Source organism: Streptomyces sp. NPDC028419 (assembly GCF_055565515.1).
Window position 1 is genome coordinate 14444 of record NZ_JBVHUE010000041.1, and the last position, 23602, is coordinate 38045.

At 72.4% G+C, this 23602-nt stretch carries 18 protein-coding genes; 4 read left to right on the plus strand and 14 right to left on the minus strand.

What is annotated here, in order from left to right:
* Positions 1-7: 7 nt before the first annotated feature.
* The 4 genes from ACZ4UB_RS34170 to ACZ4UB_RS34185 form a co-directional block, all read right to left on the minus strand.
* The gene (locus ACZ4UB_RS34170; protein WP_468076343.1) at positions 8-1885 is read right to left on the minus strand and encodes an ArnT family glycosyltransferase; all 1878 of its coding nucleotides are present in this window, start codon (positions 1883-1885) and stop codon (positions 8-10) included.
* Positions 1886-2026: 141 nt separating this feature from the next.
* Positions 2027-2281: a LysR family transcriptional regulator gene (locus tag ACZ4UB_RS34175; protein WP_399263373.1), complete on the minus strand. Its 255-nt coding sequence runs from the start codon at positions 2279-2281 to the stop codon at positions 2027-2029.
* 217 nt (positions 2282-2498) lie between these two features.
* Complete coding sequence (locus ACZ4UB_RS34180; protein WP_468076345.1) at positions 2499-5042, minus strand: ABC transporter permease; 2544 nt, start codon at positions 5040-5042, stop codon at positions 2499-2501.
* Complete coding sequence (locus tag ACZ4UB_RS34185; RefSeq protein ID WP_468076347.1) at positions 5042-5824, minus strand: ABC transporter ATP-binding protein; 783 nt, start codon at positions 5822-5824, stop codon at positions 5042-5044. The genes ACZ4UB_RS34180 and ACZ4UB_RS34185 overlap by 1 nt, the downstream gene beginning before the upstream one ends.
* 241 nt (positions 5825-6065) lie before the next feature.
* Here ACZ4UB_RS34185 and ACZ4UB_RS34190 point away from each other — a divergent pair, with 241 nt between their 5' ends.
* Positions 6066-7283 carry a cytochrome P450 family protein gene (locus ACZ4UB_RS34190; protein WP_468076349.1) on the plus strand — a complete coding sequence of 406 codons (1218 nt, stop codon included), beginning with the start codon at positions 6066-6068 and terminating at the stop codon, positions 7281-7283.
* A gap of 30 nt (positions 7284-7313) precedes the next feature.
* Here ACZ4UB_RS34190 and ACZ4UB_RS34195 read toward each other — a convergent pair whose 3' ends face one another.
* Positions 7314-9443 (minus strand): ABC1 kinase family protein, encoded by a 2130-nt coding sequence (locus ACZ4UB_RS34195; protein WP_468076351.1) that lies wholly within the window; start codon positions 9441-9443, stop codon positions 7314-7316.
* A gap of 243 nt (positions 9444-9686) precedes the next feature.
* Between ACZ4UB_RS34195 and ACZ4UB_RS34200 the strand changes: the two genes are divergently transcribed.
* On the plus strand, positions 9687-9926 hold the full coding sequence (locus tag ACZ4UB_RS34200) for a DUF6269 family protein (protein ID WP_468076353.1): 240 nt from the start codon (positions 9687-9689) through the stop codon (positions 9924-9926).
* 19 nt (positions 9927-9945) lie between these two features.
* On the opposite strand, the gene ACZ4UB_RS34205 is transcribed toward ACZ4UB_RS34200, so the two are convergent.
* The 5 genes from ACZ4UB_RS34205 to ACZ4UB_RS34225 all read right to left on the minus strand — a co-directional run bounded on the left by ACZ4UB_RS34205 (position 9946) and on the right by ACZ4UB_RS34225 (position 18032).
* Entirely contained in the window at positions 9946-11748 is a 1803-nt protein-coding gene (locus ACZ4UB_RS34205) for an AfsR/SARP family transcriptional regulator (protein ID WP_468076355.1), read from the minus strand.
* Between the two features lie 337 nt (positions 11749-12085).
* Positions 12086-15076, minus strand: a complete 2991-nt coding sequence (locus ACZ4UB_RS34210; protein WP_468076357.1) for an AfsR/SARP family transcriptional regulator — start codon at positions 15074-15076, stop codon at positions 12086-12088.
* Positions 15077-15192: 116 nt separating this feature from the next.
* Positions 15193-15402, minus strand: a complete 210-nt coding sequence (locus ACZ4UB_RS34215; RefSeq protein WP_468076359.1) for an acyl-CoA carboxylase epsilon subunit — start codon at positions 15400-15402, stop codon at positions 15193-15195.
* An 11-nt stretch (positions 15403-15413) separates the two neighbouring features.
* Positions 15414-16955 carry an acyl-CoA carboxylase subunit beta gene (locus ACZ4UB_RS34220; protein WP_468076425.1) on the minus strand — a complete coding sequence of 514 codons (1542 nt, stop codon included), beginning with the start codon at positions 16953-16955 and terminating at the stop codon, positions 15414-15416.
* Positions 16956-16979: 24 nt separating this feature from the next.
* A complete protein-coding gene (locus ACZ4UB_RS34225; RefSeq protein WP_468076361.1) occupies positions 16980-18032 on the minus strand; it encodes a polyprenyl synthetase family protein in 1053 nt (350 codons plus the stop codon).
* Positions 18033-18278: 246 nt separating this feature from the next.
* Here ACZ4UB_RS34225 and ACZ4UB_RS34230 point away from each other — a divergent pair, with 246 nt between their 5' ends.
* Positions 18279-18950 carry a hypothetical protein gene (locus ACZ4UB_RS34230; RefSeq protein WP_468076363.1) on the plus strand — a complete coding sequence of 224 codons (672 nt, stop codon included), beginning with the start codon at positions 18279-18281 and terminating at the stop codon, positions 18948-18950.
* Positions 18951-19005: 55 nt separating this feature from the next.
* On the opposite strand, the gene ACZ4UB_RS34235 is transcribed toward ACZ4UB_RS34230, so the two are convergent.
* The 4 genes from ACZ4UB_RS34235 to ACZ4UB_RS34250 form a co-directional block, all read right to left on the minus strand.
* Positions 19006-19464 carry a hypothetical protein gene (locus tag ACZ4UB_RS34235; RefSeq protein ID WP_468076365.1) on the minus strand — a complete coding sequence of 153 codons (459 nt, stop codon included), beginning with the start codon at positions 19462-19464 and terminating at the stop codon, positions 19006-19008.
* A gap of 158 nt (positions 19465-19622) precedes the next feature.
* Positions 19623-20387 (minus strand): IclR family transcriptional regulator, encoded by a 765-nt coding sequence (locus ACZ4UB_RS34240; protein WP_468076367.1) that lies wholly within the window; start codon positions 20385-20387, stop codon positions 19623-19625.
* 349 nt (positions 20388-20736) lie between these two features.
* Positions 20737-21483 (minus strand): TrmB family transcriptional regulator sugar-binding domain-containing protein, encoded by a 747-nt coding sequence (locus tag ACZ4UB_RS34245; protein ID WP_468076369.1) that lies wholly within the window; start codon positions 21481-21483, stop codon positions 20737-20739.
* A 104-nt stretch (positions 21484-21587) separates the two neighbouring features.
* Positions 21588-22322, minus strand: a complete 735-nt coding sequence (locus ACZ4UB_RS34250) for a DNA-binding response regulator (RefSeq protein WP_468076371.1) — start codon at positions 22320-22322, stop codon at positions 21588-21590.
* An 855-nt stretch (positions 22323-23177) separates the two neighbouring features.
* Here ACZ4UB_RS34250 and ACZ4UB_RS34255 point away from each other — a divergent pair.
* Entirely contained in the window at positions 23178-23564 is a 387-nt protein-coding gene (locus ACZ4UB_RS34255) for a 4'-phosphopantetheinyl transferase family protein (protein ID WP_468076373.1), read from the plus strand.
* Positions 23565-23602: the final 38 nt, after the last annotated feature.

Here is a 23602-nt window from a genome sequence, read left to right on the forward strand (position 1 = left end):
CCCGCCGTCACTTGGGCGCGCAGTCGTACAGGATGACGTCGTCGCCGAATCCCATGGCCGGGGGTGCCTGCGCGGGCCGCGGCGGGCCCCCGTAGGCGGTGGCGGGGACCTTGGCGCAGTGCTCGCTGATCCAGTGGGTCCGCCGGGTGAACATCTCGGCTCCCGGGGCGCTTCCGTCCGCGCTGAGCACGTAGCGCAGTTCGCCGCCGGCGGTCCATTCCTGGAGCTGCCGGACCGAGGGCGCGTCGTTGTCACCGCCGTAGCCGCCCATGCCGATGACCGGGGCGTCGGTGTTCAGGATGTAGGACGAGGCGCCCATGGATCCCCATTCGACGGCCAGGGCGATCCGCCCGGTGCCCGCCCGTTCGGTGACGTACCCGAGGATCTGCTGCTGGAGTGCGGTCAGTCGGGCGCTGCTGCTGGGCACGGGCGGTAGTTTCGTCGGCCCCGCGATCGGGTTGAGGCCGCCCATGACCTGGGGGGATCCCGGGACGCTCGCCGCCCAGGCGCCGGGCGCCAGCAGTACGGCGACCACCGCGCCGCAGAGCGCGGCGGGTAGCAGGGCGCCGCGCAGGCGGGAGGCCCCGAGCAGCGCGACGGCGAGGAGGCCGGCCGCCAGCACCGGCCAGACGAGCCAGCCGTGCCAGTCCGGGGCGCGGCGGATGACCGCCACGGCCCAACCGCTCGACCCGACGACGGCGGCGACCGCGGCCGGGACCGCCCAGCGCGCGCCCGCGCGGTGCGCCCGTACCAGTGCGGACAGCAGCCCGCCGCACAGCGCGGCGACGGCCGGCGCGAGGAGGCTGGTGTAGTAGGGGTGGAAGACGCCGCGTTGGGTCGAGAACAGGCCCGCGCACACGATGAGCCACACGCTCCACAGCACCCAGCCGGAGGTGGGTACCGTCGCGTCGGCGGCCAGTCGACCGCGCCGGCGCCGCACCGCTGCCGTCACGGCCACCACCAGTGCGACGGCGCAGAGCGGCAGCAGCCAGCTGATCTGTCCGCCCACCTGCTCGTTGAAGAGGCGGCCGGCGCCCGCGGGGCCGCCGAAGACGTCGCTGCTCCCGGCGGCGTCCTCGGCGTGGAAGATCCGCCCGAGGCCGTTGTAGCCGACCACCAGGTCCCAGGCGGAGCCGTCCCTGCCGCCACCGATGTAGGGGCGCTCCCCCGGCCACGCCTCGACCAGCGCGATCCACCAGAGGGAGGAGGCGACCAGCACCGCGGCCGCGGCCAGCAGCCGCCACAGCCGGGCGGCCACGGTGCCCGCCCCGCCCACGAGCCAGGCCGCGGCGAAGGCGGGGACCACCATCCAGGCGGCCAGCATCTTGGTCAGGAACCCGCACCCGATCAGGAAGCCGCTCGCGCAGAGCCACCAGGTCGCCGAGCGTCCGGCGGCGGCCCCCTCCAGGGCCCGGGTCAGGGCGTAGGCGGCCGCGACGAGCAGCAGGACCAGCAGGGTGTCGGGATTGTTGTCGCGGTTGATGGCGACGGTGATGGGCGTCAGGGTCAGCGTGAGGGCGGCGAGCAGTCCCGCGCCCTCACCGGCCCAGCGCCGTACCGTGCGGTGCAGTACGAGGACGGCGGCCACGCCCTCCAGCACCTGGGGGAGGATCAGTGACCATCCGTGCACTCCGAAGACCTTGCTGCTGAGCACTTGCGGCCACAGGGAACTCGGCGGTTTGTCGACCGTGATCACTCCGGCCGCGTCGTAGGAGCCGAAGAGGAAGTTGGTCGCGCTCGTGCCCATCGATTTGGCGGCCGCCGAGTAGTAGACGTTCCCCCAGCCCAGGCTTCCCAGGGACCAGCCGTAGAGGCCGGCGGCGAGGACGAGGATCGCGGCGAGCGCGGCACGCGCGGACCACGGGGGTAATCGATCGCCGGCCACCGACGCCGGCCTTCCGGGTGCGGCGGGACGTGCGGGGGCGGAAACGGAAGGATTCATGGGGCGGTTTCGCTTTCGTGGAGGGAGGAGCTCACGGCCGCGTGCGGGAGCGGAGAACCGGACGGGCGGCGGCCGCGGGCCGTGTCACGCCGCGCACACGCCCTTCATGCTGTCGATGAGCACCAGTACGGCCCGCGCGGACGGAAGGATCATCCGTCCCTCCCGGGTGAGCGTCGCTCCCGTGGAATCGCGGGTGAAGAGTTTCGTGCCCAGCATTTGTTCCAGACACTTGATCTGGTAGCTGATGGCGGGCTGCGAATACCCGAGCACTTTCGCGGCACGGTCCATGCGCCCAATCTCAGCCACGGACACAAAAGCGCGGAATTCCCGCTCGTGCATCTCGCCCCCCGTCTTTTTGGTAGACCACGATCGGCTTCACCGGTCCCGCCCGCCGTGGCGGTGGTGTCCGGTGAAATCGAGTCCATATCAGCCCACCCACGAGGCAGGGGCAATGGATGAGGCAGGAAGCTGCAACCACTCTGCGGGGCGCACGCGCCGAGGGCGCCCCCGCGTCCTGCGGGGGCGCCCTCGGCGCGGGGTCGTCAGCGCGCCCCGGTCACGCCTGGCTGATGGCCGTCAGCACATTGAGCCGGGCGCCGCGGCGGGCCGGCGCGATCGACGCGATGACACCGACCACGGCCGCACCGATGAGGTAGGCCAGCATCTGCGACCAGGGGAGCGACAGTTCGCTGACGCCCTGGTCCTTCATCGCATGGGCCACGGCGAGTCCGAGGACACCGCCGACCACGATCCCGAGCACCGCTCCGAACAGCGAGATCACCACCGATTCGGTCATGATCATGCGCACCGTCTGGCCCCGGCTGAGGCCGATCGCGCGCAGGGCGCCCATCTCCTTGGTGCGTTCGAGGATGGACAGGGCGAGGGTGTTGATGATGCCGAGCACCGCGATGAGCATCGCCACGCCGAGCAGCACCTGCACCACCGTGAGCATCATGGCGAAGCCGCTGCTGAACTTCTCGATCACCTGCGCCCGGGTGGAGAGGGCCACCTCCGGGCTGTCCTTGAACAGGTCCTCGATCTGGGCCCGTACGCCGGCCACCGGCGTGCCGTCCCGCAGTTGGATGAACGCCTGGGTCGGCAGCTTGTTGCCGAATCCGGCCTCCGCGTCGGCCCACGGAACGATGAGGCCGTTCGCGAGGGCGGTGTCCTCGAAGACGCCGGCGACCTTGTAGGTCCGCGGCTCGCCGCGCTGGAGCTGGACGGTCAGGCTCTCGCCGACCTTCGCACCGCGGGCCTTGGCCGTGGCCGCGTTCATGACCACGGTTCCGCTGTCCACGGCGTCGATGGATCCGTCGTGCACGCGCAGGCCGAGCACCTCGCGCGCCGTGGCCCAGTTCTGCCAGGAGGAGACGCCCTGCACCTCCTTGGACACCGTCCCGGAGTCGTACATCGCGGCCGCGATGTTCTTCACCCCGGGCAGTTGGGCCGCCCGGGCCAGTGCGCCCGGGTCGATGGTCGCCGAGGCCGCCGTGTCGCCTTCGCCGAAGGCGACCAGGTCGGCCTTGAGGTTGTGCGAGATGTCGTTGTTGATGCTGTCCTCGGAGGACGAGGCGACCGTGCTGAGCGCCGTGACCAGCGCGACGCCGATCATCATGGCCGAGGCCGTGACGGCCGTGCGCCGCGGGTTGCGGGCCGAGTTGCGCCGGCCGAGCTGGCCGGGGAGCGAGCGGGAGAAGAGCGCACCCAGCGCCCAGACGGAGGGACGGCTGATCAGCGGGGTGAGCAGCGCGATGCCGACGAAGGCCAGCAGGACACCGGTGAGGATCGGTGAGATCCCGCCCGAGCCGAAGAGGCCGAGCGCCAGCAGGACGACACCGAGACCGAGCAGGATCGAGCCGGTCCAGGTCTGCTTGCGGCCCTTGCCCTCGGGCGCGGCGGCGGCACGGATGACCGCGATGGGGGCCACCTTCGCCGCCCGCATCGCCGGGAAGAGCGCGGAGAGCATCGTCACCAGGATGCCCACGGTGAACGCCGTGACCACGGCGCTCGCCGGGACGCCGAGGGAGGCCACCTTGAGGCCGTCGATCGCACCGGCCAGCAGATCGGCGCCCAGGGCGCCGATCCCGATGCCGGCGGCCAGGCCGAGGGCGGAGGAGACCAGCCCCACCACGAAGGACTCCACGAGGACGGAGCGGATCATCTGGCCGCGGCTGGCGCCCAGGGCCCTCATCAGGGCCAGTTCCCGCAGCCGTTGGGCGATGATGATCGAGAAGGTGTTGACGATCAGGAAGATCCCGACGAGCACCGACACCGCGGCGAACCCGAGCAGCACCTGGTTCATCAGGCTCAGGACGCCCCGGGACTTGTCCGAGGCCTTCTTGGCGAGCTCCTCGCCCGTGTTCACCTCGAAGTTCTCGCCGAGTGCCGTCGTCAGCGCCGCCTTCACCGAGGCGACCGAGGCGCCCGGTGCCGGGGCGACGGCGATCCCGGTGAATCCGCCGGCCTTGCCGATCATCAGCTCCTGGGCGACCGGGGCGGTGAAGGCCACGGTCTGCTCCCCGCCCACCGAGTCGCGGTCCAGGGAGTATCCGAAGACGCCGGCGACGGTGAAGGTCCGCTTCGGTTCGTGGGTCAGCACGCCGATCTGGTCACCGACCGAGAAGCCCCCCTTCTTGGCGAGGGCCGCGTTGATCACCACCTCGGTGTCCGTCCGCGGCTCGTGGCCGGCACGGAGGCTGATCAGCTTGCTCTCGCCCCGCCAGCTCTCGCCGTAGCGGGGGCCACCGGTGCTCGCCACGACCTTGCCGTCCTTGCCGACGGCGCGCGCGCCCTCGGCCTTGACCAGCCCGGTGGCGGCGCCGACCCCGGCGACCTTGGAGACGCGGTCCACGGCCGCCGCGTCCACGGGGGGCACCGCCGCGGCCGCGTCACCGGTTCCGGTGTCCAGCTTGGGTGCGAGCGAGACCTGGAGGGCGATGTCGTCGTAGGCCCCGTTGAACTGCGCGTTCAGGGAACGGTCGAGCGTGTCGCGGATGACCATCGCGCCGGACACGAACATCACGGCGAGCACGACCGCGAGACCGGACAGGATGAGGCGGAACTTCCGCGACAGCAGGCTCTTGAGGGTTGCGTTCAGCATCACGCCACCGTCGTGCGGACGTCGATCTGCCGCATCATGTCGAGGACGGAGTCCGCCGTCGGTTCCCGGAGCTCGTTCACGATCGCGCCGTCGGCCAGGAAGATGACCCGGTCCGCGTACGAGGCGGCGTTGGGGTCGTGCGTGACCATCACGATGGTCTGGCCCAGGGTGCGCACCGAGTGCTGGAGGAACCTCAGCACCTCGGTGCCCGAGGTGGAGTCCAGGTTGCCGGTCGGCTCGTCGGCGAAGATCACCTCGGGCTGTGACACCAGGGCGCGGGCGCAGGCCACGCGCTGCTGCTGCCCGCCGGAGAGCTCCGTGGGCCGGTGGGAGAGCCGCTCGGACAGGCCGACGGTGTCGACGACCCGGTCGTACCAGTCCTGGGAGGGCTTGCGTCCGGCGATGGCGAGCGGCAGCAGGATGTTCTCCTGCGCCGTCAGCGTCGGCAGCAGGTTGAACTGCTGGAAGATGAAACCGATACGGGTCCGGCGCAGTGCGGTGAGGTCCTTGTCGGACATCCCGTTGACCTGGGCGTCCCCGATGAACACGTCACCCGCGGTGATGGTGTCCAGCCCGGCGAGGCAGTGCATGAGGGTGGACTTGCCGGAGCCCGAGGGCCCCATGATCGCGGTGAACTCACCGCCGACCAGGTCGACGTTCACCCCGCGCAGAGCCGCTACTTGCGCCTCGCCCTCGCCGTACAGCTTGGTCACGCCCACTGCTCGGGCGGCAATCTGCCGCTTCGTCGAGATCGTCGCGGTCACACGACTCACACTCCCCATATCGGGTTTGAATTCTGACAGTCGATGACCGGAGCACTGTGCACCGTGGTCCGGCAATTGAGTTGAGACTAGGAGCGGTCCGGGACGGACGCATCTGCCAATCGGCATAGATACTCGCCCCTTCCGTCTTCCGGTTCCGAGGCCAGATAGAACTCTTGAGATCGGGCCTGCGCCGAGCGCGGGAGCGCCATAACGTCCCACGAAAGGGCAGCCGCCGGCGCCTAGGGCACGGAGGACGGATATGACTGGCACCAGGGCACTTTCCAAGTTCTGGATGCTCACCAACGACTTCACCCAGAACCCCTTTCCGGTGCTGGAGCACGTGCGCCGCGAGAGCCCCGTCCGCGAACTGTCCATGCCCGGCGGCGGCCGCGCCTGGGTGGTGACGCGGTACGAGGACGCCAAGGCCGCGCTCGCCGACCCACGGCTGAGCCGTGACATCCACGTGCACTTCCAGCTGATGTCGCAGCGCTCGGGCCGCGTGCTGGCCCCGCCCGCGGAGGAGGCCAACCACCTCGCGAACGTCGAGCCGCCGCGCCACACCCCGCTCCGGCGCGCCATCAGCTTCGCGTTCACCCCGCGCCGGGCCGAGGCCCTGCGCCCGAAGGTGGAGCAGATCGCCGACGAGCTGCTGGACGGGCTGGCCGGACGGCCGGTCCCGGACCTCATCGCCGGTTACGCCGACCCCCTGCCGGTCATCGCCATCGCCGAGCTGATGGGCGCACCGGCCTCGGCCTGGCCCGACTTCCTGCGCTGGTCGGCCGCGCTGCGCACCTACTCGCCCGCCGACGGCTCGGGGGTGCTGGACGCCAACATCCAGGAACTGTCGTCCTTCATGGCGGAGTTGATCGCGCACAAGGAACGGCAGGGGGGCGAGGACCTGCTGTCCGCCCTGATCCACGCGGCCCCGGAACGGCGCCTGACCCCGACCGAGATCCTCTCGACCGGCTTCGCCCTGATGACGGGCGGCAACGACACCACCGCCAGCCTGGTCGGCGGGGTCATCGCGGCGCTGCTGACCCACCCGGTCGAGCGGGCCGAGCTGCTGGCCTCGCCGGCCCGCTGGGGCAAGTCGATGGACGAGCTGATCCGTTACGTCAGCCCCATCAGCAACGCCCTCCAGCGCGTGACGACCGAACCGGTCGAACTCGGCGGGGTGACGATCCCCTCGGGCGAGGTCGTCATCATCAGCGTGATGTCGACCAACCGGGACGAGGAGCAGTTCCCGGACCACCCCGACCGGTTGGACCTCGACCGGCACAAGCCGGCGCACCTCAGCTTCGGCTTCGGCATCCACTACTGCTCGGGGGCCCACATGGCGAAGGTCATCACCGAGATCGCCGCCCGTCGGCTCTTCGAGAGGTTCCCCGACGTCCGGCTCGCGGTCGATCCCGCGGAGCTGCGGTACCAGCAGAACGTGGTGGTCCGCCCGCTGGAGGCGCTGCCCGTGCTCCTCTGACCCGGCCGGCGGCCGCCGCCCGCCCGCCGGTCAGGTGGGGCGGCGCATCGCCGTGTACAGCGCCCTGAGCATGAGGATCGCGCTCACCACGAGCGCGTGGTAGCCGAGGAGCGGGAAGAGTTCGAGCTTCCCGGTCAGCCGCGGTCCCCGGTCGGTGCCGAACACCACCAGCACCACCCCCATCAGCCCGGTGCAGGCGGCCAACAGGGTGACGGTGATCTGGTGGATGAGCCCCGAGACGAAGCGCCGCTCCCTCTCGTCGGCGAGCACGCGGACCCGGACCCCGAGCCGGCCCTCCTCCAATGAGGCGCTGATGCGCTCGGCCCTGCGGGGCAGCCTGCGGAGCATCGGCAGGACGGCGAGCACCTCCTGGGCCGCGCCGTGGGCCAGGGCCGAGAGATCGGGGACGCCGAAGCTCCCCGTGCCCCCGTCGCCCGCGCCCTCCCCCCGCCCCGTCCTCGCCCTTCCCGTCGTCGTCCCGCCCGTCGTCCTGCGCTTCGCGGCGCCGAAGCTGAGACGGTCCATGAGCATCGCGACGGCGAACCCCCGGGCCTCGTCCAACAGGTTGAACTCCGGCGCGAGTTGGGTGAGCGTTCCCTCGATCGTGGCGAGCGCGCGGAAGACGGCCGCGACCTCGGGCGGGACGGCCAGGCCGAACCGGGAGAGCATCCGGAACAGGGCGGTGAACATCTCCGTGTCCGGCTGCGCGCCCACTCCCAGGTGGCGGGCCATGAACCGGCCCAGCTCCCGCTCCAACAGGGCCGGGTCGGGCATCAGGTCCTCGTGGGTGGTGGCCCGCGTGCCCAGCAGCATCAGCAGCGCGTCGTGCAGCCCCGCGGCGTCCCCGCGGTCCACCGCCACCAACAGCTCCTGGATCGCGAGCCGGATCGAGGTGTCGGTGCGGCCCACGGAACCGAAGTCGAGCAGCCCGATCCGCCCGTCCTCCAGCAGCAGCATGTTGCCCGGGTGGGGGTCCGCGTGGAAGACGCCCACGCGCAGGATCTGGTGCAGGACGGCGTTGAAGGCCGTCCGGGCGAGCTCCTCCCGGTCCAGACCCGCCCGGTCGGCGACCGGTCCGGCCCGGTCCAGGGTCACCCCCTCCAACCACTCCTGCACCAGGACCCGGGCCGAGGTGTACTCGTAGTACACCCGCGGGATGCGGACGGGCGCATCGGGCTCCAACCCCCCGCTCGCCGAGGCCACGGCGCTCGAATTGCGGGCCTCGATGCGGAAGTCCAGTTCCTCGCGCACCGATTCGGCGAACCCGTGGCCCAGTTCGCGCAGCCCGAAGGTCTGCGCCGACCGCGTCCGGCTCTCCAGGCTCCCGCTGATGGCCATGACGATGCCGAGGTCCCGCTCGACCGTCTCCCGGATGCCGGGCCGTTGCACCTTGACGACCACGGTCGGGCCGCCCAGCAGCCGGGCCCTGTGCACCTGGGCGATCGAGGCGGCGGCCAGCGGCTTGTGCTCGATCCACTCGAAGACGTCGGCGACCGGTTTGCCGAGTTCCTTGTGCAGGACCGCCTCCACCTCCGGCCACGGCGCCGGGGGCACGTTGCTCTGCAGTCGGCTCAGTTCGTCGATGAAGTGCGGGGGCAGCAGGTCCCGCCGGGTGGACATCAACTGCCCGATCTTGATGAGCGCTCCGCCGCACTCCTCCAGCGCCAGCCGGGCGGAGCGGGCCGACTTCTCGCCGAACTCCCCGGGCCGCAGCGCCCGTTCCCAGGCCACCCGACCCCGCAGCATCCGACTCAGGCCGTGCCGCATGAAGATGCGGCTGATCTGGGAGTAGCGACGGGCGCGACGCATCCGGTCGCCCATCCCCCGCAGCGCCTGCAGCGGCCTCGACCAGCTGCCGTAGGGGAGGAACACCTCGACGAAGACGAGGACCGCCATCGCGGCGAGGAGGGCCAGCGGGATCTGGATGGTGGAGAGCGCGCTCCCGTCCTGGGTGTCGCCCATCACCTTCTCCAGGACGGCCAGGGTCGCCACGCCCGCCAGTCCGGCGCAGAGGGCGCGTACGGGGCCGACCCTGATGCCGAGCAACCGGCGGGAGGCCGTCGACACACCGAAGACGACGCCCGCCAGGACCGCCGCGGTCGCGAGGATGATGAGCGTCAGGGATATGTCGTCGATCGCGCCGTCGGCCAATCGGGTCATGAAGGTGCTCCCTCGGTAGGTCGCGGGCCACCCTAGGCCGATCCGCCGCGGGGTCGGCGGAACGTGGCAGCTTCATGCAACCGACGCCCGCGGCCGCCGCCGCGGCCCTCTGTACGGAATCTGTATCGGCGGGTCCGGGGAGGGGCGGCCCGGTACAGAACCACGCATGTTTTCGGCTATCGACGCGGCCGAACCTGTGCTCGTGCGGGACCCGTATGAGGTCCTGATGACACAGGAGCAGAGATGTTCGAAAGCGAGATCACCCCGCTCAAGGCGCCCGACGTGCTGAGTTTCCTGACGGAGATCGAACAGCGGGCGTCGCGGCACCACGAGATCCTGCTGCGCGACAGCGCCGCGCCCTGGGCCGCACTGCTCGCGGACTACGTCGAGAAGCTCACCGCGCTCATGTCCGAGGCCCAGGACTCCCGCGTCCCCGCCGAGCTGTACGGGCTCGACGTGGGCCACGCGGGGGGCTGCGGCTGAGCCACGGGCCCGGAGGGGCTCAGGCGACGAGCGCGGGACGGCCGCGCTCGCGGACGAGCAGCCGGACGAGCGGCGCGCAGCGGTAGTGCGGCCAGGGATCGCCGGCGACGCTCCAGCCGTCCAGCAGGCACGCGTCGCTCAGGTGGTCCAGCAGCGCCTCGGCCTCCTCGGTTCCGGTCCCCAGCAGGCCGGCCACCTCGACGACCGTCACCCGCGTCCGGCCCGCTCCCGCCAGGGCGTCGAAGGCCGCGCGGACATCGGGCGGCAGCCGGTCGACCGCCCGGGTGAGGGCGGCCCGTACGTCCGAGCTGCCCAGCCGGAGCTCGTCCAGCCTGCGCTCCTCGGGCTCCAGCCGGGCCGCGAGGCGGGCGGCCGTCCACTGCGGACGGGCGGCGAGTCGTGCGCCCGCGATGCGCAGGGCCAGCGGAAGCCGGTCACAGAACTCGGCGATCCGCGCGCCCGATCGCGGGTCCCGCGCGATGCGGCCGGCTCCCTCCACCGACGCCAGCAGCGCCACGGCCTGGGCGGGCGTCAACGGGGCCGGGCGCAGCAGCCGGGTCCCCGCGAGCGAGGCCAGGGGCGGGCGGGCGCCGGTGACGACGGTGCGGCTGTCGCCGCCCGGCAGGAGCGGGCGCACCTGGTCGTCGTCGTCCGCGTCGTCGAGGACGACGAGGACGCGCCGCCCGGAGAGCAGCGTCCGGTAGAGCTGCACGCGCTCGTCGAGGCCGTCCGGTAGCCGGGCGGGTTCGGTGCCCAGGGCGCGCAGGAACCAGCCGAGCACCTCGTACGGGGTGCGGGCGGCGCCGGCGGGGGTGCGCAGGTCGGCGTAGAGCTGGCCGTCCGGGAAGGCGCCGCGGCCCAGTTCCGCCGCCCGCAGGGCCAGCGCCGTCTTGCCGATGCCGGGTGCCCCGGTGACGACGGCGTCCCGGCCCGTGCGCAGGGTCGCGAGCATCTCGGCGATCTCCTCCTCGCGGCCGGTGAAGTCGGCGGGCGCGGCGGGCAGCAGCGCGGGCACCGGGCCGGGCCAGCCGCCGCGCCCGGCCGGCGCGAGCATCGCGGCTCCGGTCGTGCGCCCGGGGGCCCGGGGCGCGGGGACGGTGCCCGTCAGGACGCTCTGGCGCAGCGCGCGCAGTGCGGGACCCGGGTCGATGCCGAGCTCCTCGGCCAGCACGCGCCGCCCCTCCTCGTACACGGCCAGGGCGTCGGCCCGGCGGCCGCAGCGGAACAGCGCGGTCATCAACTGGCCGCGCAGCCGCTCCCGTACCGCGTGCCGGTCGACCTGGCGGGTCAGGGCGGGGACCGCGTCCGCGTGCCGGCCCAGGGCGAGTGCGGCCTCGGTGTGGTCCTCCAGCGCGCCGAGGCGGGCCTCTTCCATGCGGGGCCCCTCGGCCGCCGTCAGCCGGTCGGTGACGTCCGTCAGGGCCGGTCCGCGCCACAGCGCGAGGGCGGCGGCGAGGCCGCGTTCGGCGTCGTCGTACCGTCCGGCCGCCAGGTCGGCCCGGCCCGCCGCGGTCAGTCGCCCGAAGGCGTCCCAGTCGAAGGCGGCGTCCCCCCTGTCCATCCGGTAGCCGGAGCCGACCCGCTCCAGGCCGTGGCGGACGCCGAGGCGGGTCCGCAGCCGGGACACGTAGGTGTAGAGCTGGTGGGTGCTGCTGGCCGGTGGCTCCTCGCCCCACAGCAGCGTGGTGAGCCGCTCGTCCGTCATGACCTTGCCGCGGGCCAGGAGCAGGGCGGCCAGCACGGTGCGCTGCTTGCTGCCGTCCAGTGCCACCACTCGGCCTTCGACCTGGGCCGACACCGTTCCAAGGACCGTGAAGTGCATGGCGTCCTCCGCCTGCCGCGGGCCCGCGCCGGCCGCGCGCCACCTGCCGCGGCACGCTAGGGCGCGGTGCTTACCCGGCGGCTTCGGATCCGTTTCGCGTGCGCGAAAGCGATACGAAACCGGCGGGAAAAGCCGCGCCGGTAGGTTCCTGTCCGTACCCCAGGACGAGGCGACACGGTCGACGGTGACCGGTCGCACTCCGCAGATCTCAGGAGGACCTCATGCAGCGCCTCACTCCCCGGTCCAGGTGACCATGTCGAACCCATGGCTCCCGGGCCTGCGCCACCCCACCGCCCCCGGCTCCGACGATCCCTGGACCTGACCGCGTCCGCCGCGGTCAGGGCTGGATGAGGGCGAACAGCTCCCCCGACTCCATCCGTTCGCCGGTGCCGAGCAGGTGCAGCAGGCGTTCGGTCCGGTCCCGCCAGGCCGGTGCCCCGACCTGGGCGAACAGATCACCCGCGGACTTGAAGGAGCCCGCGGCGCCGGCCCGGTCGCCCAGCAGGCCGCGTACGCACCCGAGTGCGGCCCCGGCCCGCGCCTCCAGGTAGCGGTCCGGGACGATCGTCGCGGTGAACTGGGCCTCGCCCAAGGCCGCCTCGGCCTCCTCGTAACGCCCTTGCCGCCACAGCGATTCGCCCAGCGTCCGCAAGGCGTGGGTCTCGCCGCGGCGGTCGCCACTGCCCCGCACCAGCTCCAGGGCGCGCCGGGAGGCTTCCTCCGCCCGGTGCCCGTCGCCCTGGTGGATCAGCGCCTCGGCGAGCCGCACGGTTCCCTGCGCCTCGCCCCGGACCGTACCCAGTCCCCTGCTCCGGGCGACCGCCTCCGAGGACAGCACCAAGCTCGTCTGCGGCTGTCCTCCCTCCAGTTCTATCTGGGCCAAAAGCCCCAGTACGTGTGCCTCCGCATAGTGGTCACCGACGGCTCGGAAGATCTCCAGCGACTGGTGTCCCAGCTCTCGTGCCGCCTTCAGATCGCGGCGGTGGCGTTCGCACAGCGCCAGGTTCCTGAGCACCAGGGCACGTCCTCGATCCTGGCGCTGCTCCTCGAACAGGAGCAGCGCCAGGCCGAGGTGCTCGATGGCCGACGCGTAGTCCCATTCGACGATGTCGAGCGTTCCCAGCGAGTGCAGCATCACGGCCTCGCCCAGCCGGTCGCCGGTCGTGCGGGCGGCCGCGAGCGCGCGCTCCGCGCAGTGGCGCCAGTCCTCCAGGTGGTTGCGGTTCTGGAAGAGCGTCACCCCGGTCACCGCGATGTCCCACGCGTACGCCGACTCGCCGTCCCGGGCCGTCTGGTCCACCAGGGCGGTGATCGTGGCGCGTTCGGACTCGAACCACTCCATGGGGTCGACCAGCAGGCTCTCCACGAGGTGGCCCGGGAGGGGGTGCGGCCGCGCCGGACCGTGGATGACGCTGTAGTCGCCGCCGTACACCTTGCGGTGGGCGGCCACCGCGAGCCCCAGCCAGGCGCCGGCCACCCGCCGGGTCGCGGCCCGCAGTTCCTCGGGCGTCTCCTCGGCGAGCGCCACCTCCCGGGCGAAGAGCCGGGGCAGCGCCTGGAAGCGGTAGCGGACGTGGCCGCTGGCGGGGGCGGCGCTCTGCGGTACGAGCAGTTGTGCGTCGACGAGTTCCTCGATGAGGTCCTCGGCGTCCAGCAGGTCGATGTCGAGGAGCGCGGCGCCGGCCCAGGCGGAGAAGTCGGGCAGGTTGGCCGCGCCGAGCAGCCGGAACATCCGGGCGGTGGCGGCCGGCAGGTCGCGGTAGCTCAGGCGCAGACCCGCACGGACGCCGCGCTCGTCGGGGCTGAGCTCGTCGAGCCTGCGGTGCTGGTCCTCCAGTCGGGAGACCAGGGTGCGCACCGGCCAGTGCGGCTTGGCCGCGAGCCGGGCCGCGGCGATCCGCAGGGCGAGCGGCAGCCCGTCGCAGAGCGCGCTGAGCCGGGCCGCGCCGACCGGGTCGGCGGACAGCCGGTCGTCGCCCGCCACCCGGGAGAGCAGGGCGATCGCCTCGTCCTGCTCCAGGGCGCCCAGGTGCAGCGGGACGAAGGCGTAGTCGCCGGCGAGCGCCCCGCCCATGGGGTCCCGGCTGGTGACCAGGACGCAGCAGCGCCCGGTACCGGGCAGCAGGGGGCGGATCTGCCGGAAGGAGCGGGCGTTGTCCAGCAGGATCAACACCCGGCGACCGTCCAGGACGCTGCGGAAGAGGGCGGCGCGCTCGTTCGGGTCGCCGGGGACCTCCGGTCCCGGTACGCCGAGGGCGCGCAGGAAGCGGTCCAGGACGGCCCCCGGGCGCAGCGGCGCCTCCTCGTCGTAGCCGCGCAGGTCGGCGAAGAGCTGGCCGTCGGGGAAGCGGTCCCCCACCTGGTGGGCCCAGTGCACGGCGAGGGCGGTCTTGCCCACGCCGCCGATGCCCGTGACGGATCCGACGGGCAGGGACGGGCCGTCGAGGTGGTCCAGGAGCCGGTCGAGCGCGACGAGTTCGCCGCCGCGTCCGGTGTGGGAGGCCACGTCGGAGGGCAGTTGGGCCGGAACGCTGCGCGGGGGGACCACGACGGCGGTCCGGGCGGGCGGGTTCAGCTTCGGGGAGTCGGCCAGGATCTGCTCGTGGAGTTCCTGGAGGCCGGGCCCGGGGTCGATGCCGAGTTCGCCGTTGAGCACCCGCCGGCCCTCGCGGTACGTCTCCAGGGCTTCGGCCCGCCGGCCGGACCGGTAGTGGGCCAGCATGAGGTGGCCCTTGGCCTGCTCCCGCAGCGGGTGTTCGCGCACGAAGGCGGTCAGCTCGCCGATCACGTCGCGGTGGTGGCCCAGGTGCAGGCGCAGCCCCATGTGCTCCTCGTACACGTCCAGGCGCAGTTCCGTCAGCCGGTCCGCGCCGGCCGCGACCCGTTCCGTGGTGATGCCTTCCAGCGCCGGGCCGCGCCACATGGCGAGGGCGTCGCCGAAGTGGCCGCAGGCCTCTTCGGCCCGACCGCCGCGGGCGGCCTCGCGGCCCCGTTCGGCGAGCTCCTCGAACTCGACCGCGTCGATGCGGTGTCCGGCGGCGAAGAGCATGTAGCCGGGATGGCTGGTGACCAGGACCTCCTCGACACCGGCGGCGGCCTTGAGGGTCTTGCGCAGGGCGGAGACGCAGATGGCGATCTGGTTGCGCGCGGTGGCGGGCGGGTTCCCGTCCCAGACGGCGTCCGCGAGGGTGTCGACGGACACGATCCGGTCGGGGGCGAGCAGCAGCATGGACATGATCGTGCGCTGACGGGCACCCGTGAGGTTCACCGGCGTCCCGTCGACGCTGATGTCCAAGGGACCCAGGACGCGGAACACCACCTGACGCACGAGCTGCCTCCCCATCACACGGCCGCGGCCGAGGTCACGCGGCCTGTTCACGCCGCTTTCTACTGGTTAACAAGGTGTGTGGGGGCCGGCAACGCGGCTGGCAGCAAGCTGCCAACTCATGGCCTCGCCCTCCAGGAGACGGGCGGGGTCCGCTCGCTCCGGTCCCAGCCGGCGGCGGGCACGGGCCCGGCCTCCGGCTCCGGGACGGCCGCCGCCAGCGTGGTGAGCAGCGCCGCGAGCGCGGCGATCTCCTCGGCGGTGGGGGCGCCACGGATGATCTCGATCATGGTGGGACCGAGGGGTCCGTCGAGTGCGTGCGTCGACATGGCGCGTCTCCTCACATCGGGGGGTTGCCGTGCTTGCGGGACGGCAGCGGGGCGTGCTTGGCCCGGAGCATGGAGAGCGCCCCGATCAGCGCGGAACGGGTGTCGGCCGGGTCGATGACGTCGTCGACGAGGCCGCGCTCGGCCGCGTAGTAAGGGTGCATCAGCTCGGCCCGGTACTCCTTGACCAACTGCGCGCGCGTCGCGTCGGGGTCGTCGGCCGCCTGGATCTGGCGCCGGAAGACGACGTTGGCCGCGCCCTCGGCCCCCATGACGGCGATCTCGTTGGAGGGCCAGGCCAGGGAGAGGTCGCAGCCGATGGAACGGGAGTCCATGACGATGTACGCGCCGCCGTAGGCCTTGCGCAGGATCACCTGGACCCGCGGCACCGTGGCGTTGCAGTAGGCGTAGAGCAGTTTGGCGCCGTGCCGGATGATCCCGCCGTGTTCCTGGTCGACGCCGGGCAGGAAGCCGGGCACGTCGACGAGGGTGACCAGCGGGATGTTGAAGGAGTCGCACATCTGCACGAACCGCGCGGCCTTCTCCGACGCCCGGATGTCGAGCACCCCGGCGAAGGACTGCGGCTGGTTGGCGACGATGCCGACGACCTGGCCGCCGAGCCGGGCCAGCGCCGTGATGACGCTGGTGGCCCAGCGCTCGTGGACCTCCAGGTACTCGCCGTGGTCGACCAGTTCACCGATCACCCCCCGCATGTCGTACGGGCGGCTGCCGTCCAGCGGCACCAGGTCGAGCAGCCGCTCGCAGCGCCGCTCGACCGGGTCGTCGACGGGCGCGCCGGGCGGCATCTCCTTGTTGTTCGCGGGCAGCATCGAGAGCAGGAAGCGCACCTCGGCGATGCAGCTCTCCTCGTCGTCGTAGGCGAAGTGCGCGACGCCGGAGACCTCGGCGTGGACGTCGGCGCCGCCGAGCCCGTTCTGGGTGATCTCCTCGCCGGTCACCGCCTTCACCACGTCCGGTCCGGTGATGAACATCTGGGAGGTGCCCCGGACCATGAAGACGAAGTCGGTCAGCGCGGGGCTGTAGGCGGCGCCGCCGGCGCACGGGCCGAGCATCACGGAGATCTGCGGGATCACGCCCGAGGCGCGGGTGTTGCGCTGGAAGATCCCGCCGTAGCCGGCGAGCGCGCTGACGCCCTCCTGGATACGGGCCCCCGCGCCGTCGTTCAGCGAGACCAGCGGGGCCCCCGCCGCGAGGGCGAGGTCCATCACCTTGTGGATCTTGGCGGCGTGGGCCTCGCCCAGGGCGCCGCCGAAGATCCGGAAGTCGTGGGCGAAGGCGAAGACCGTACGGCCCTCGACCGTCCCCCACCCGGTGACCACGCCGTCCGTGTGGGGGCGCTTGGCCTCCAGGCCGAAACCGGTGGCGCGGTGGCGCCGCAGCTGTTCGATCTCGGTGAAGGAGCCCTCGTCGAAGAGGAGGGCGAGGCGTTCGCGGGCGGTCAGTTTCCCCCTGCCGTGCTGCGCCGCGGTGGCCTGCGCCCCGCCGTCCAGGACCTCGTCACGGATCCGCGTGAGCTCGCCGACCCTCTCCTGCATCGTCATGGCCTACCCCTGTCCTTGTCATGTGGTGCGAAAGGCGACGAAGTCGCACAGCGCGTCCAGCGCCCGGCGTGCCGTGCACCGGGGCAGGACGCCGAGCGCGTCCCGGGCGAACGCCAGCCGTTGGTGCATGATCGCCTCGGCCCCGGCCGTGGCCGACGCGGTGGCGAACAGCTCCAGGGCCCGGCGGTGCGCGGCCGGTTCGGTCACCGGGCCGGCGGCCAGCAGGGCCCGCAGCTCCTCGTTGGCCGGGTCCAGGTCCGCGAGGGCGAGCAGGACCGGCAGGCTCGCGACCCCCGCGAGCAGGTCCTTGCCCCGCTCCTTGCCGGTGGCGTCGGCCGGGGCGGCCAGGTCCAGCAGGTCGTCGGCTATCTGGAAGGCGGCGCCGAGGTGCTCCCCGTAGGAGGTCAGGGCCCGTACGTACGGCTCGGGCGCGCCGGCCTGCAGCGCGCCGATGCCCAGGGCCATGGACATCAGGGCGGCCGTCTTGCCGGCGACCACCTCGAAGTAGTGGGCGACCGGGTCCTCGCCCGGCGCGGGTCCCGTGAGCTCGCGCAGCTGGCCCGCCACGAGCCGGCCGGCGGTCCGCGCGTTCAGCCGCAGGGCCTGCGGGCCGAGTCCGGCGGCGAGCTGCGCGGAGCGTGCCAGCAGCCAGTCCCCGCCGAACACCGCGGCCCGGCTGCCCCAGCGCACGTTGGCGCTGGGCACGCCGTGCCGGGTCTCGGCCTCGTCCATGACGTCGTCGTGGTAGAGCGAGGAGAGGTGGACCAGTTCGGCGATGACGGCCGCGTCCGTCACGCCGTCCCGCCACGGGTCGCCGAACTCGGCGCCGAGCAGCACGAGCACCGGACGCATGCGCTTGCCCCCGGCGGCGGCGAGGTGCCCGGTGAGGTCGGCGATCCTCGGGTCCGGGGCGTCCGTGGCGCAGTCCCGCAGCCGCTTCTCCGCACCGGCCAGCGCGTCGCCCATGCGGAGCTCGAACTCCGGGTCGTCCAAGCACAGTCGGGCGAGCAGACCACTGCCCGCGTCCGCCCGCTCGGCTATGGCGGCCGATCGCGCCGGAATACGACCCACGAGGAATCCCCCACCTCACGACGGATCGCCATTCGCCATCCGAACGGCGGCTCTCAGCGAAACTCTGGCACCGCACCGGAAGGTCGCCCAAGGGAATTGGCATGAAGGTGCCACCGCCGCGCCATCTGACGACGTGCCAGCTCAGTGCCATCTTCCTGCCAACATCGGAGCGTCCCGCCTTCCGCCGAATAACCGTGGTTAAGCTCACGGACCGAGGAACTCAGCTCAGAACAAGGGGAATTAAGAATGCGCATCGCAACCGTCGTCACAGCCTCGGTCGGTCTGCTGGCCCTCATGGGCACCGCCGCCGTCGCGGCTCCTGCCGACGCCTCGGCCCCGGCCCCGGCCGACCGGAAGTGCGAGGGCGTGAAGCTGTCCGGATCGCTGCCCCTGCCGCCCGCCGGCATGGCCGTGCAGCAGCAGGTCACGATCGGCGCCGACTGCAAGCCGGTGCTGGGCGAGGTCCGCTACGTACCGGCCGCCGGCCAGCAGGCGAAGGGCGCGCAGGTCGCGGGCGTGGCCGCCGCGGCCGCCACCAGCCGTACGGTCCGCAGCTGGAACGAGATGTTCGACTGCTGCAACATCCGGATGACCGGCCTGTACACGGACTCCACCTGGGACGCGGCGAACGGCCAGGTCACGGGCGCCGCCAGCACGGCCCGCCAGGAGTGGAACCGCGAGCCGTGGAACGCGGGCTGGTCGCTGAAGTCCTCCAGCGCGCAGGGCGCCGCCACCGCGTCCTACGCGGCGCACGCGGACTTCACCTACAAGGGCATCTTCGACCTCTCCGGCAACACCTACGCGAACTCCCACCACTCGTACGTGCGGCTGAACGGTGACGGGACCTCGACCTGCACCTTCGACGTGGAGCTGAAGAGCACCTTCATCGGCTGGAACTGGCAGCGCGGCTGCGCGTGACGGTCCGCGACCGGCCGGTGGGGGCCCGTACGCGCTCCCCCACCGGCCGGTCGCGTCAGTGCCACAGCACGCGCACGGACGGGTCGAGGATCCAGCCGGCCACCTCGTCCATGCCGGTGATCCGCGTCCCGCGCCGGAGCGCGTCCTCGGCGAGGCCGTGTTCCTCCAGGGAGAACCGGTCGGCGGCCAGCAGGCCGCCCTCGCGCTGGAACCGGTCGATGTCGGTGTCCCGGCCGGGCACCGCCAGCACCACTCCCTCCTGCACCAGGAAGAGGACGACGGAGTTGCCCATGAGCACCTGCGTGACCGCCTCGCTCCTGAAGCCGTCCGGCTCGCCCGCGGCGCCGCCGTCCCGCGCCCGGTCCTGCGCCCGGTTCTCCACGAACAGCAACCGCGGGGCGCCCGCGGCGCGCTCGACCCACTCCTTGTCCTCGTTCCCGCTGCGGCCGTCGCTGCCGCCCGCGCCGCGAACGGCCGTTCCCGCACCCGGTCCGGTGGCGGTGTGCACGCTCATGGACCTCCCTCCACCGCGGCGACGCCGTCGATCTCGCCGACCTCGAACGCCTCGAACGCATGGGGTTGCGCCATGTCCTACCTCCCCGTTCCGTGGGGCACCCGTGCCCCACCTCGAGTCGATCACGCGCCCGCCGCACCCGAGGTGACGCCTGACAGCTAGCTGCCAACACCCCGCCGTACCCCCGGCGCCCGGGTCCTCGCCGCCGCGTCGCAGAGTCGGGACGCCGCGTCGATCACCGCGCCCAGCAGGGCCCGGTTGGGTTCGAGGGGCATCCGGGGCCGCTTGCCCGTGAGGACCAGCGCGCACACCACCTGGTGGTCGTCGGCGCGCACGGGCACCGCGATCGAGACCGCTTCCGGCACCGCCGCGTCGGGGCCGTGGGCCCACCCCCGGCGGCGCACCAGGGCGAGCTGGGCCGCGGTGAACCGGGCGCCGCGCAGACCTTCGTACAGTTCCTCCGGCTCCTCCCAGGCGAGCAGGACCTGCGAGGCCGCACCCGCCTTGGCCGGTCGGGCGGTGCCGACGGGGACGCAGTCCGTGAGGCAATAGGGGTCCACCGAGGTGGCGACGCAGACCTGGTTCTCGCCGCGCCGCCGAAAGATCCTCGCGTCGAGTCCGGTCAGGGCCGCCAGGTCCGTGAGGACCGGCAGCGCGGCTCCCACGAGCCGGTCCCGCTTCACTTCCACGGCGATGTTGCCCAGCCGGGTGCCGAGCAGGTAGCGGCCGCAGTGGTCCCGGGTGAGCAGGTCGAGGCGCTCCAGGGCCTGTGCGATCCGGTGGGCCGTCGGGCGGGTCAGGCCGCTGATGGTGACCAGCTCCGCCAGCGTGGCGGGGCCGTCCTCCACGATGGCCAGCAGGGCGGACGCCTTGTCCAGCACGCCGACGCCGCTGATCCGCGGCTCCTGGGTCAGGACCTTCATCGCCCGCCCCCCGGGCAGCCGCAGCGGGTCGCGGCGGACCTCCGACCCCGTGTTCCCCGGGCCTGGACGTCGAGGGCGACCGCCGACTGATTCATGGTCCTGCCTTCCGTTGGGCGTTCACCTGGGGGAACGGGAGGCCGGCCCGAGCTTTCCGGGGCGGCCCCCCGTGCGGCGACGGCGCTCGGGTGGGGGGACCGGCCGCCGGGGACGGGAGCGGCGCCGTGCGGCGCGTACCCGTCCCTGACGGCCCATACAACGGGGCGGGCGGGTGCGCGGACAACGCTCCTTTCAGGAAGTTGCCAGCGAACCCGCCCGCCGCGCCCCGATCAGCGGGGCGGCGACCCCGCGCTCACCGGGGCAGCAGCCCCAGCTCGGCGGCCCGTACGCCCGCCTGGAAGCGGGAGTTGGCCCCCAGCAGGGCCATGATCTCCGCCACATAGCGGCGGTAGGTGCGCACCGAGACCGACAGCTCCCGGGCGGCCACCTCGTCGGTGGCGCCGTCCTGTAGCGCGCCCAGGATCTGCCGCGCGAGCGCGGCGCGGTCCCGGTCGCCGAAGACGATGCGCTCGCCGGCGGGCACGGCGTTGCTCCACACGCTCTCGAAGAGGGTGTGCAGGGTGTGCAGGACCTCGGGCACCCGGATCACCGAGGCCCGTCGTCCGACGGCGGATTCCGCCACCACCAGGGCGGCCCGGCCGTCGACGATCAGCGCCTGGAGGGGCGGCACCTTGGCCACCCGTACCGCCACCGGCCGTTCCCTGGCGAGCTGTTCGCGCACGAACTCCTCGTCGAGCAGGGCGGGCGAGGCGAGCAGCCGTACGGACACCCCCTCGGCCGCGCTGTAGATCAGTCCTCTCTCCGTACGCATCGGCTTCTCGTCCGAACCCAGCAATCTCGCGTGGACGATGTCGATGCTCTCGGTGGCGCTCTCGATCAGCCGTTGCGCGGTGTCGAGGACGACCTCGTAGTCGTTCTCCAGCACGCTGATGACCTGCTCCTGGAGGCTGCGGCCGCGGTGCATGGCCACGGTCGACTCCAGCAGTTCCCGCACCTGGAGCAGGGCACGCTCCATCACGTCCTCTGCCCTTTGGGACACGCGTGTCCACCTCTTCCTGACGATCCGAACGGCGTGGGGGCTGCTCGTGGGCAGCCGTGCGGGACCCGGCGTCCTGTGTGCGGACGCCGGGTCGAAGGGGTCCGTTATTCGGCCAGGAGACCGAACTCCACGGCCCGCACGCCGGCTTGGAAGCGGGAGTTGGCGTCGAGTTCGCGCATGATGTCCGCGACGTGGCGCCGGTAGGTGCGCAGGGAGACGTTCAACTCCCGCGCGGCGATCTCGTCGGTGTTGCCCGCCCGGAGCCGTTCCAGGATGTTCCGGGCCAGCTCCGTGCGCAGGCGCGGGCTCAGTTGGAGGTGGTCGGCGAGTCGGGTGCCGCGCGACCAGGCCCCGGCGAAGAGGAGTTCCAGGGCGCGCACCGCGGCCACGTCGTTCACCACGGCCGCCTCGTCTCCCGCGCTGCCGGCGGCCCGCACCAGGGCCACCGAACCGTCGACCACGAGGATCTCTCGAAGATCGCTCTCGGAGACCCTGACTTCCACGCGTCGGTCCGGAAGCTCGGATAAGGTCACGACCGGCTCCACCGCCTCGGCGGTGCAGAGCACGCGGACGACCGCCCGGGCGGGGATCGTCGCCAGCAGCGCCAGCACGGCCTCCGAGAAGTCACCGGTATCGGTGAGGGCGACACAGACCGAGTGCCGCGCCCGCTTGACCAGCTGTTCCAGGGTGTCGCCGGTCAGCGTGGCGCGGGTGCGCGCCACCGCGGACGGCGCCACCGGTCGCGTCCGGTGCAGGGAGACGGTCGACTCGATCAGCGCGTGGGCCTGGAGGAGTGCGCGCTCCAGATATGCCGCGTGATCGGTCCCCGCTCCGTCCACCCCCTCGGGACCTGCCGCGCTTGGTGTTTCAAATCTAATTCCCGTCATTTCGCCCCCGTATGTTTAGCGCCGCCCCCTACCACAGGGCATGCACTGGTCGTACCCATCCTAACCACTGGACCCGGCGTGTCCGGCCAAAAAATCTGGCCATCCACGGAGATGTGGTTGAGGGGCGAACTATTCGAAGCGGTGTCAAGAGCGGCGGGATTCGGCTCGTCCCGAGTTCAGATCCTGAGACACCGTCAAGAAACCATCGCCCTATTGAGACGCGGCCGCCCGACCGGGCGAGATATCCCGGTGCCCCCGGGGCGTCGAGGCTACCCGCCCGCCATGTCAGGAAGCTGCACGCGAAGGCCGGAAACGGTACCTCCTCTTACTGTTTCGGACACCGTCAGCAGCACCCCCCTCACCCTACGTTTCACAGCTGACCGCAATTTGTCAACGAGTCCCCAGGTCAGACCTGTTGCTGTCTACGGTTCCCCGGTGACCACACGCCATGCACACACCGTTCGGACATCCGGTACCGCGTCTTCCGGCCTCGATTCCGCCGATGTCCTCGTGTGGTGGTGGCCGATTCGGGACGGTCGTGCCAGCGCGTCCGATCTCGCCCTCCTGGACACCGAAGAATTGAGCCGTGCACACGCATTCACATCGACTTCGCGCGCCGCGGAATTCATCAGTTCCCGCGCCACCATTCGCCGCATCATGTCGGATTACCTTCGCATTCCCGCCCATGACATTTCCCTAGGCCGCGCGCCCTGCGGAGGGTGCGGCGACATCGGACACGGCCCGCCCGCCATAGTCCGACCCGCGATTTCCCCGCGCATCAGCCTTTCCCACACCAAGGGGCTCGGCATGCTGGCCGTCTCCTCCCACCCCGTCGGAATCGACGCCGAGCCCGTCCGCGAGATCCCGGTCGCGGAGGTCGCCGGCGTCGCGCTGACCCCGCGGGAGCGCGACGCCGTACTGGCCGAACCGGCCGGGGCCGCGCGCAGCCGCGCGTTCCTGCGCTGTTGGACCCGCAAGGAAGCGGTGCTGAAGGCGGTCGGTGTGGGCATCACCGACGAACTCACCCGGCTGGAGACCCACCCCGGGACCCCGGGTCCGGTGGAAGTGACCACGCTGGCCCTCGGCACGCCGTCCACCTGGTGGGTGGCCGACGTCGAGGCCCCCGCGGGCTGGACGGCGGCCGTCGCGCTGCCGGCGGGCCCCGACCGCACCCTCGTCGTGCGGCCCGCCTGACGCCGTCGCACGACCCTCGATCCCGACGTCCCCACATC

Bases quoted from the DNA above. Each gene is read 5' to 3' on its own strand.
- ACZ4UB_RS34185 (WP_468076347.1), bottom strand. From the start codon at position 5,824: ATGGGGAGTGTGAGTCGTGTGACCGCGACGATCTCGACGAAGCGGCAG.
- ACZ4UB_RS34200 (WP_468076353.1), top strand. From the start codon at position 9,687: ATGTTCGAAAGCGAGATCACCCCGCTCAAGGCGCCCGACGTGCTGAGT.
- ACZ4UB_RS34175 (WP_399263373.1), bottom strand. From the start codon at position 2,281: ATGCACGAGCGGGAATTCCGCGCTTTTGTGTCCGTGGCTGAGATTGGG.
- ACZ4UB_RS34215 (WP_468076359.1), bottom strand. From the start codon at position 15,402: ATGTCGACGCACGCACTCGACGGACCCCTCGGTCCCACCATGATCGAG.
- ACZ4UB_RS34220 (WP_468076425.1), bottom strand. From the start codon at position 16,955: ATGCAGGAGAGGGTCGGCGAGCTCACGCGGATCCGTGACGAGGTCCTG.
- ACZ4UB_RS34235 (WP_468076365.1), bottom strand. From the start codon at position 19,464: ATGAGCGTGCACACCGCCACCGGACCGGGTGCGGGAACGGCCGTTCGC.
- ACZ4UB_RS34205 (WP_468076355.1), bottom strand. From the start codon at position 11,748: ATGCACTTCACGGTCCTTGGAACGGTGTCGGCCCAGGTCGAAGGCCGA.
- ACZ4UB_RS34190 (WP_468076349.1), top strand. From the start codon at position 6,066: ATGACTGGCACCAGGGCACTTTCCAAGTTCTGGATGCTCACCAACGAC.
- ACZ4UB_RS34230 (WP_468076363.1), top strand. From the start codon at position 18,279: ATGCGCATCGCAACCGTCGTCACAGCCTCGGTCGGTCTGCTGGCCCTC.
- ACZ4UB_RS34240 (WP_468076367.1), bottom strand. From the start codon at position 20,387: ATGAAGGTCCTGACCCAGGAGCCGCGGATCAGCGGCGTCGGCGTGCTG.
- ACZ4UB_RS34195 (WP_468076351.1), bottom strand. From the start codon at position 9,443: ATGACCCGATTGGCCGACGGCGCGATCGACGACATATCCCTGACGCTC.
- ACZ4UB_RS34255 (WP_468076373.1), top strand. From the start codon at position 23,178: ATGCTGGCCGTCTCCTCCCACCCCGTCGGAATCGACGCCGAGCCCGTC.
- ACZ4UB_RS34180 (WP_468076345.1), bottom strand. From the start codon at position 5,042: ATGCTGAACGCAACCCTCAAGAGCCTGCTGTCGCGGAAGTTCCGCCTC.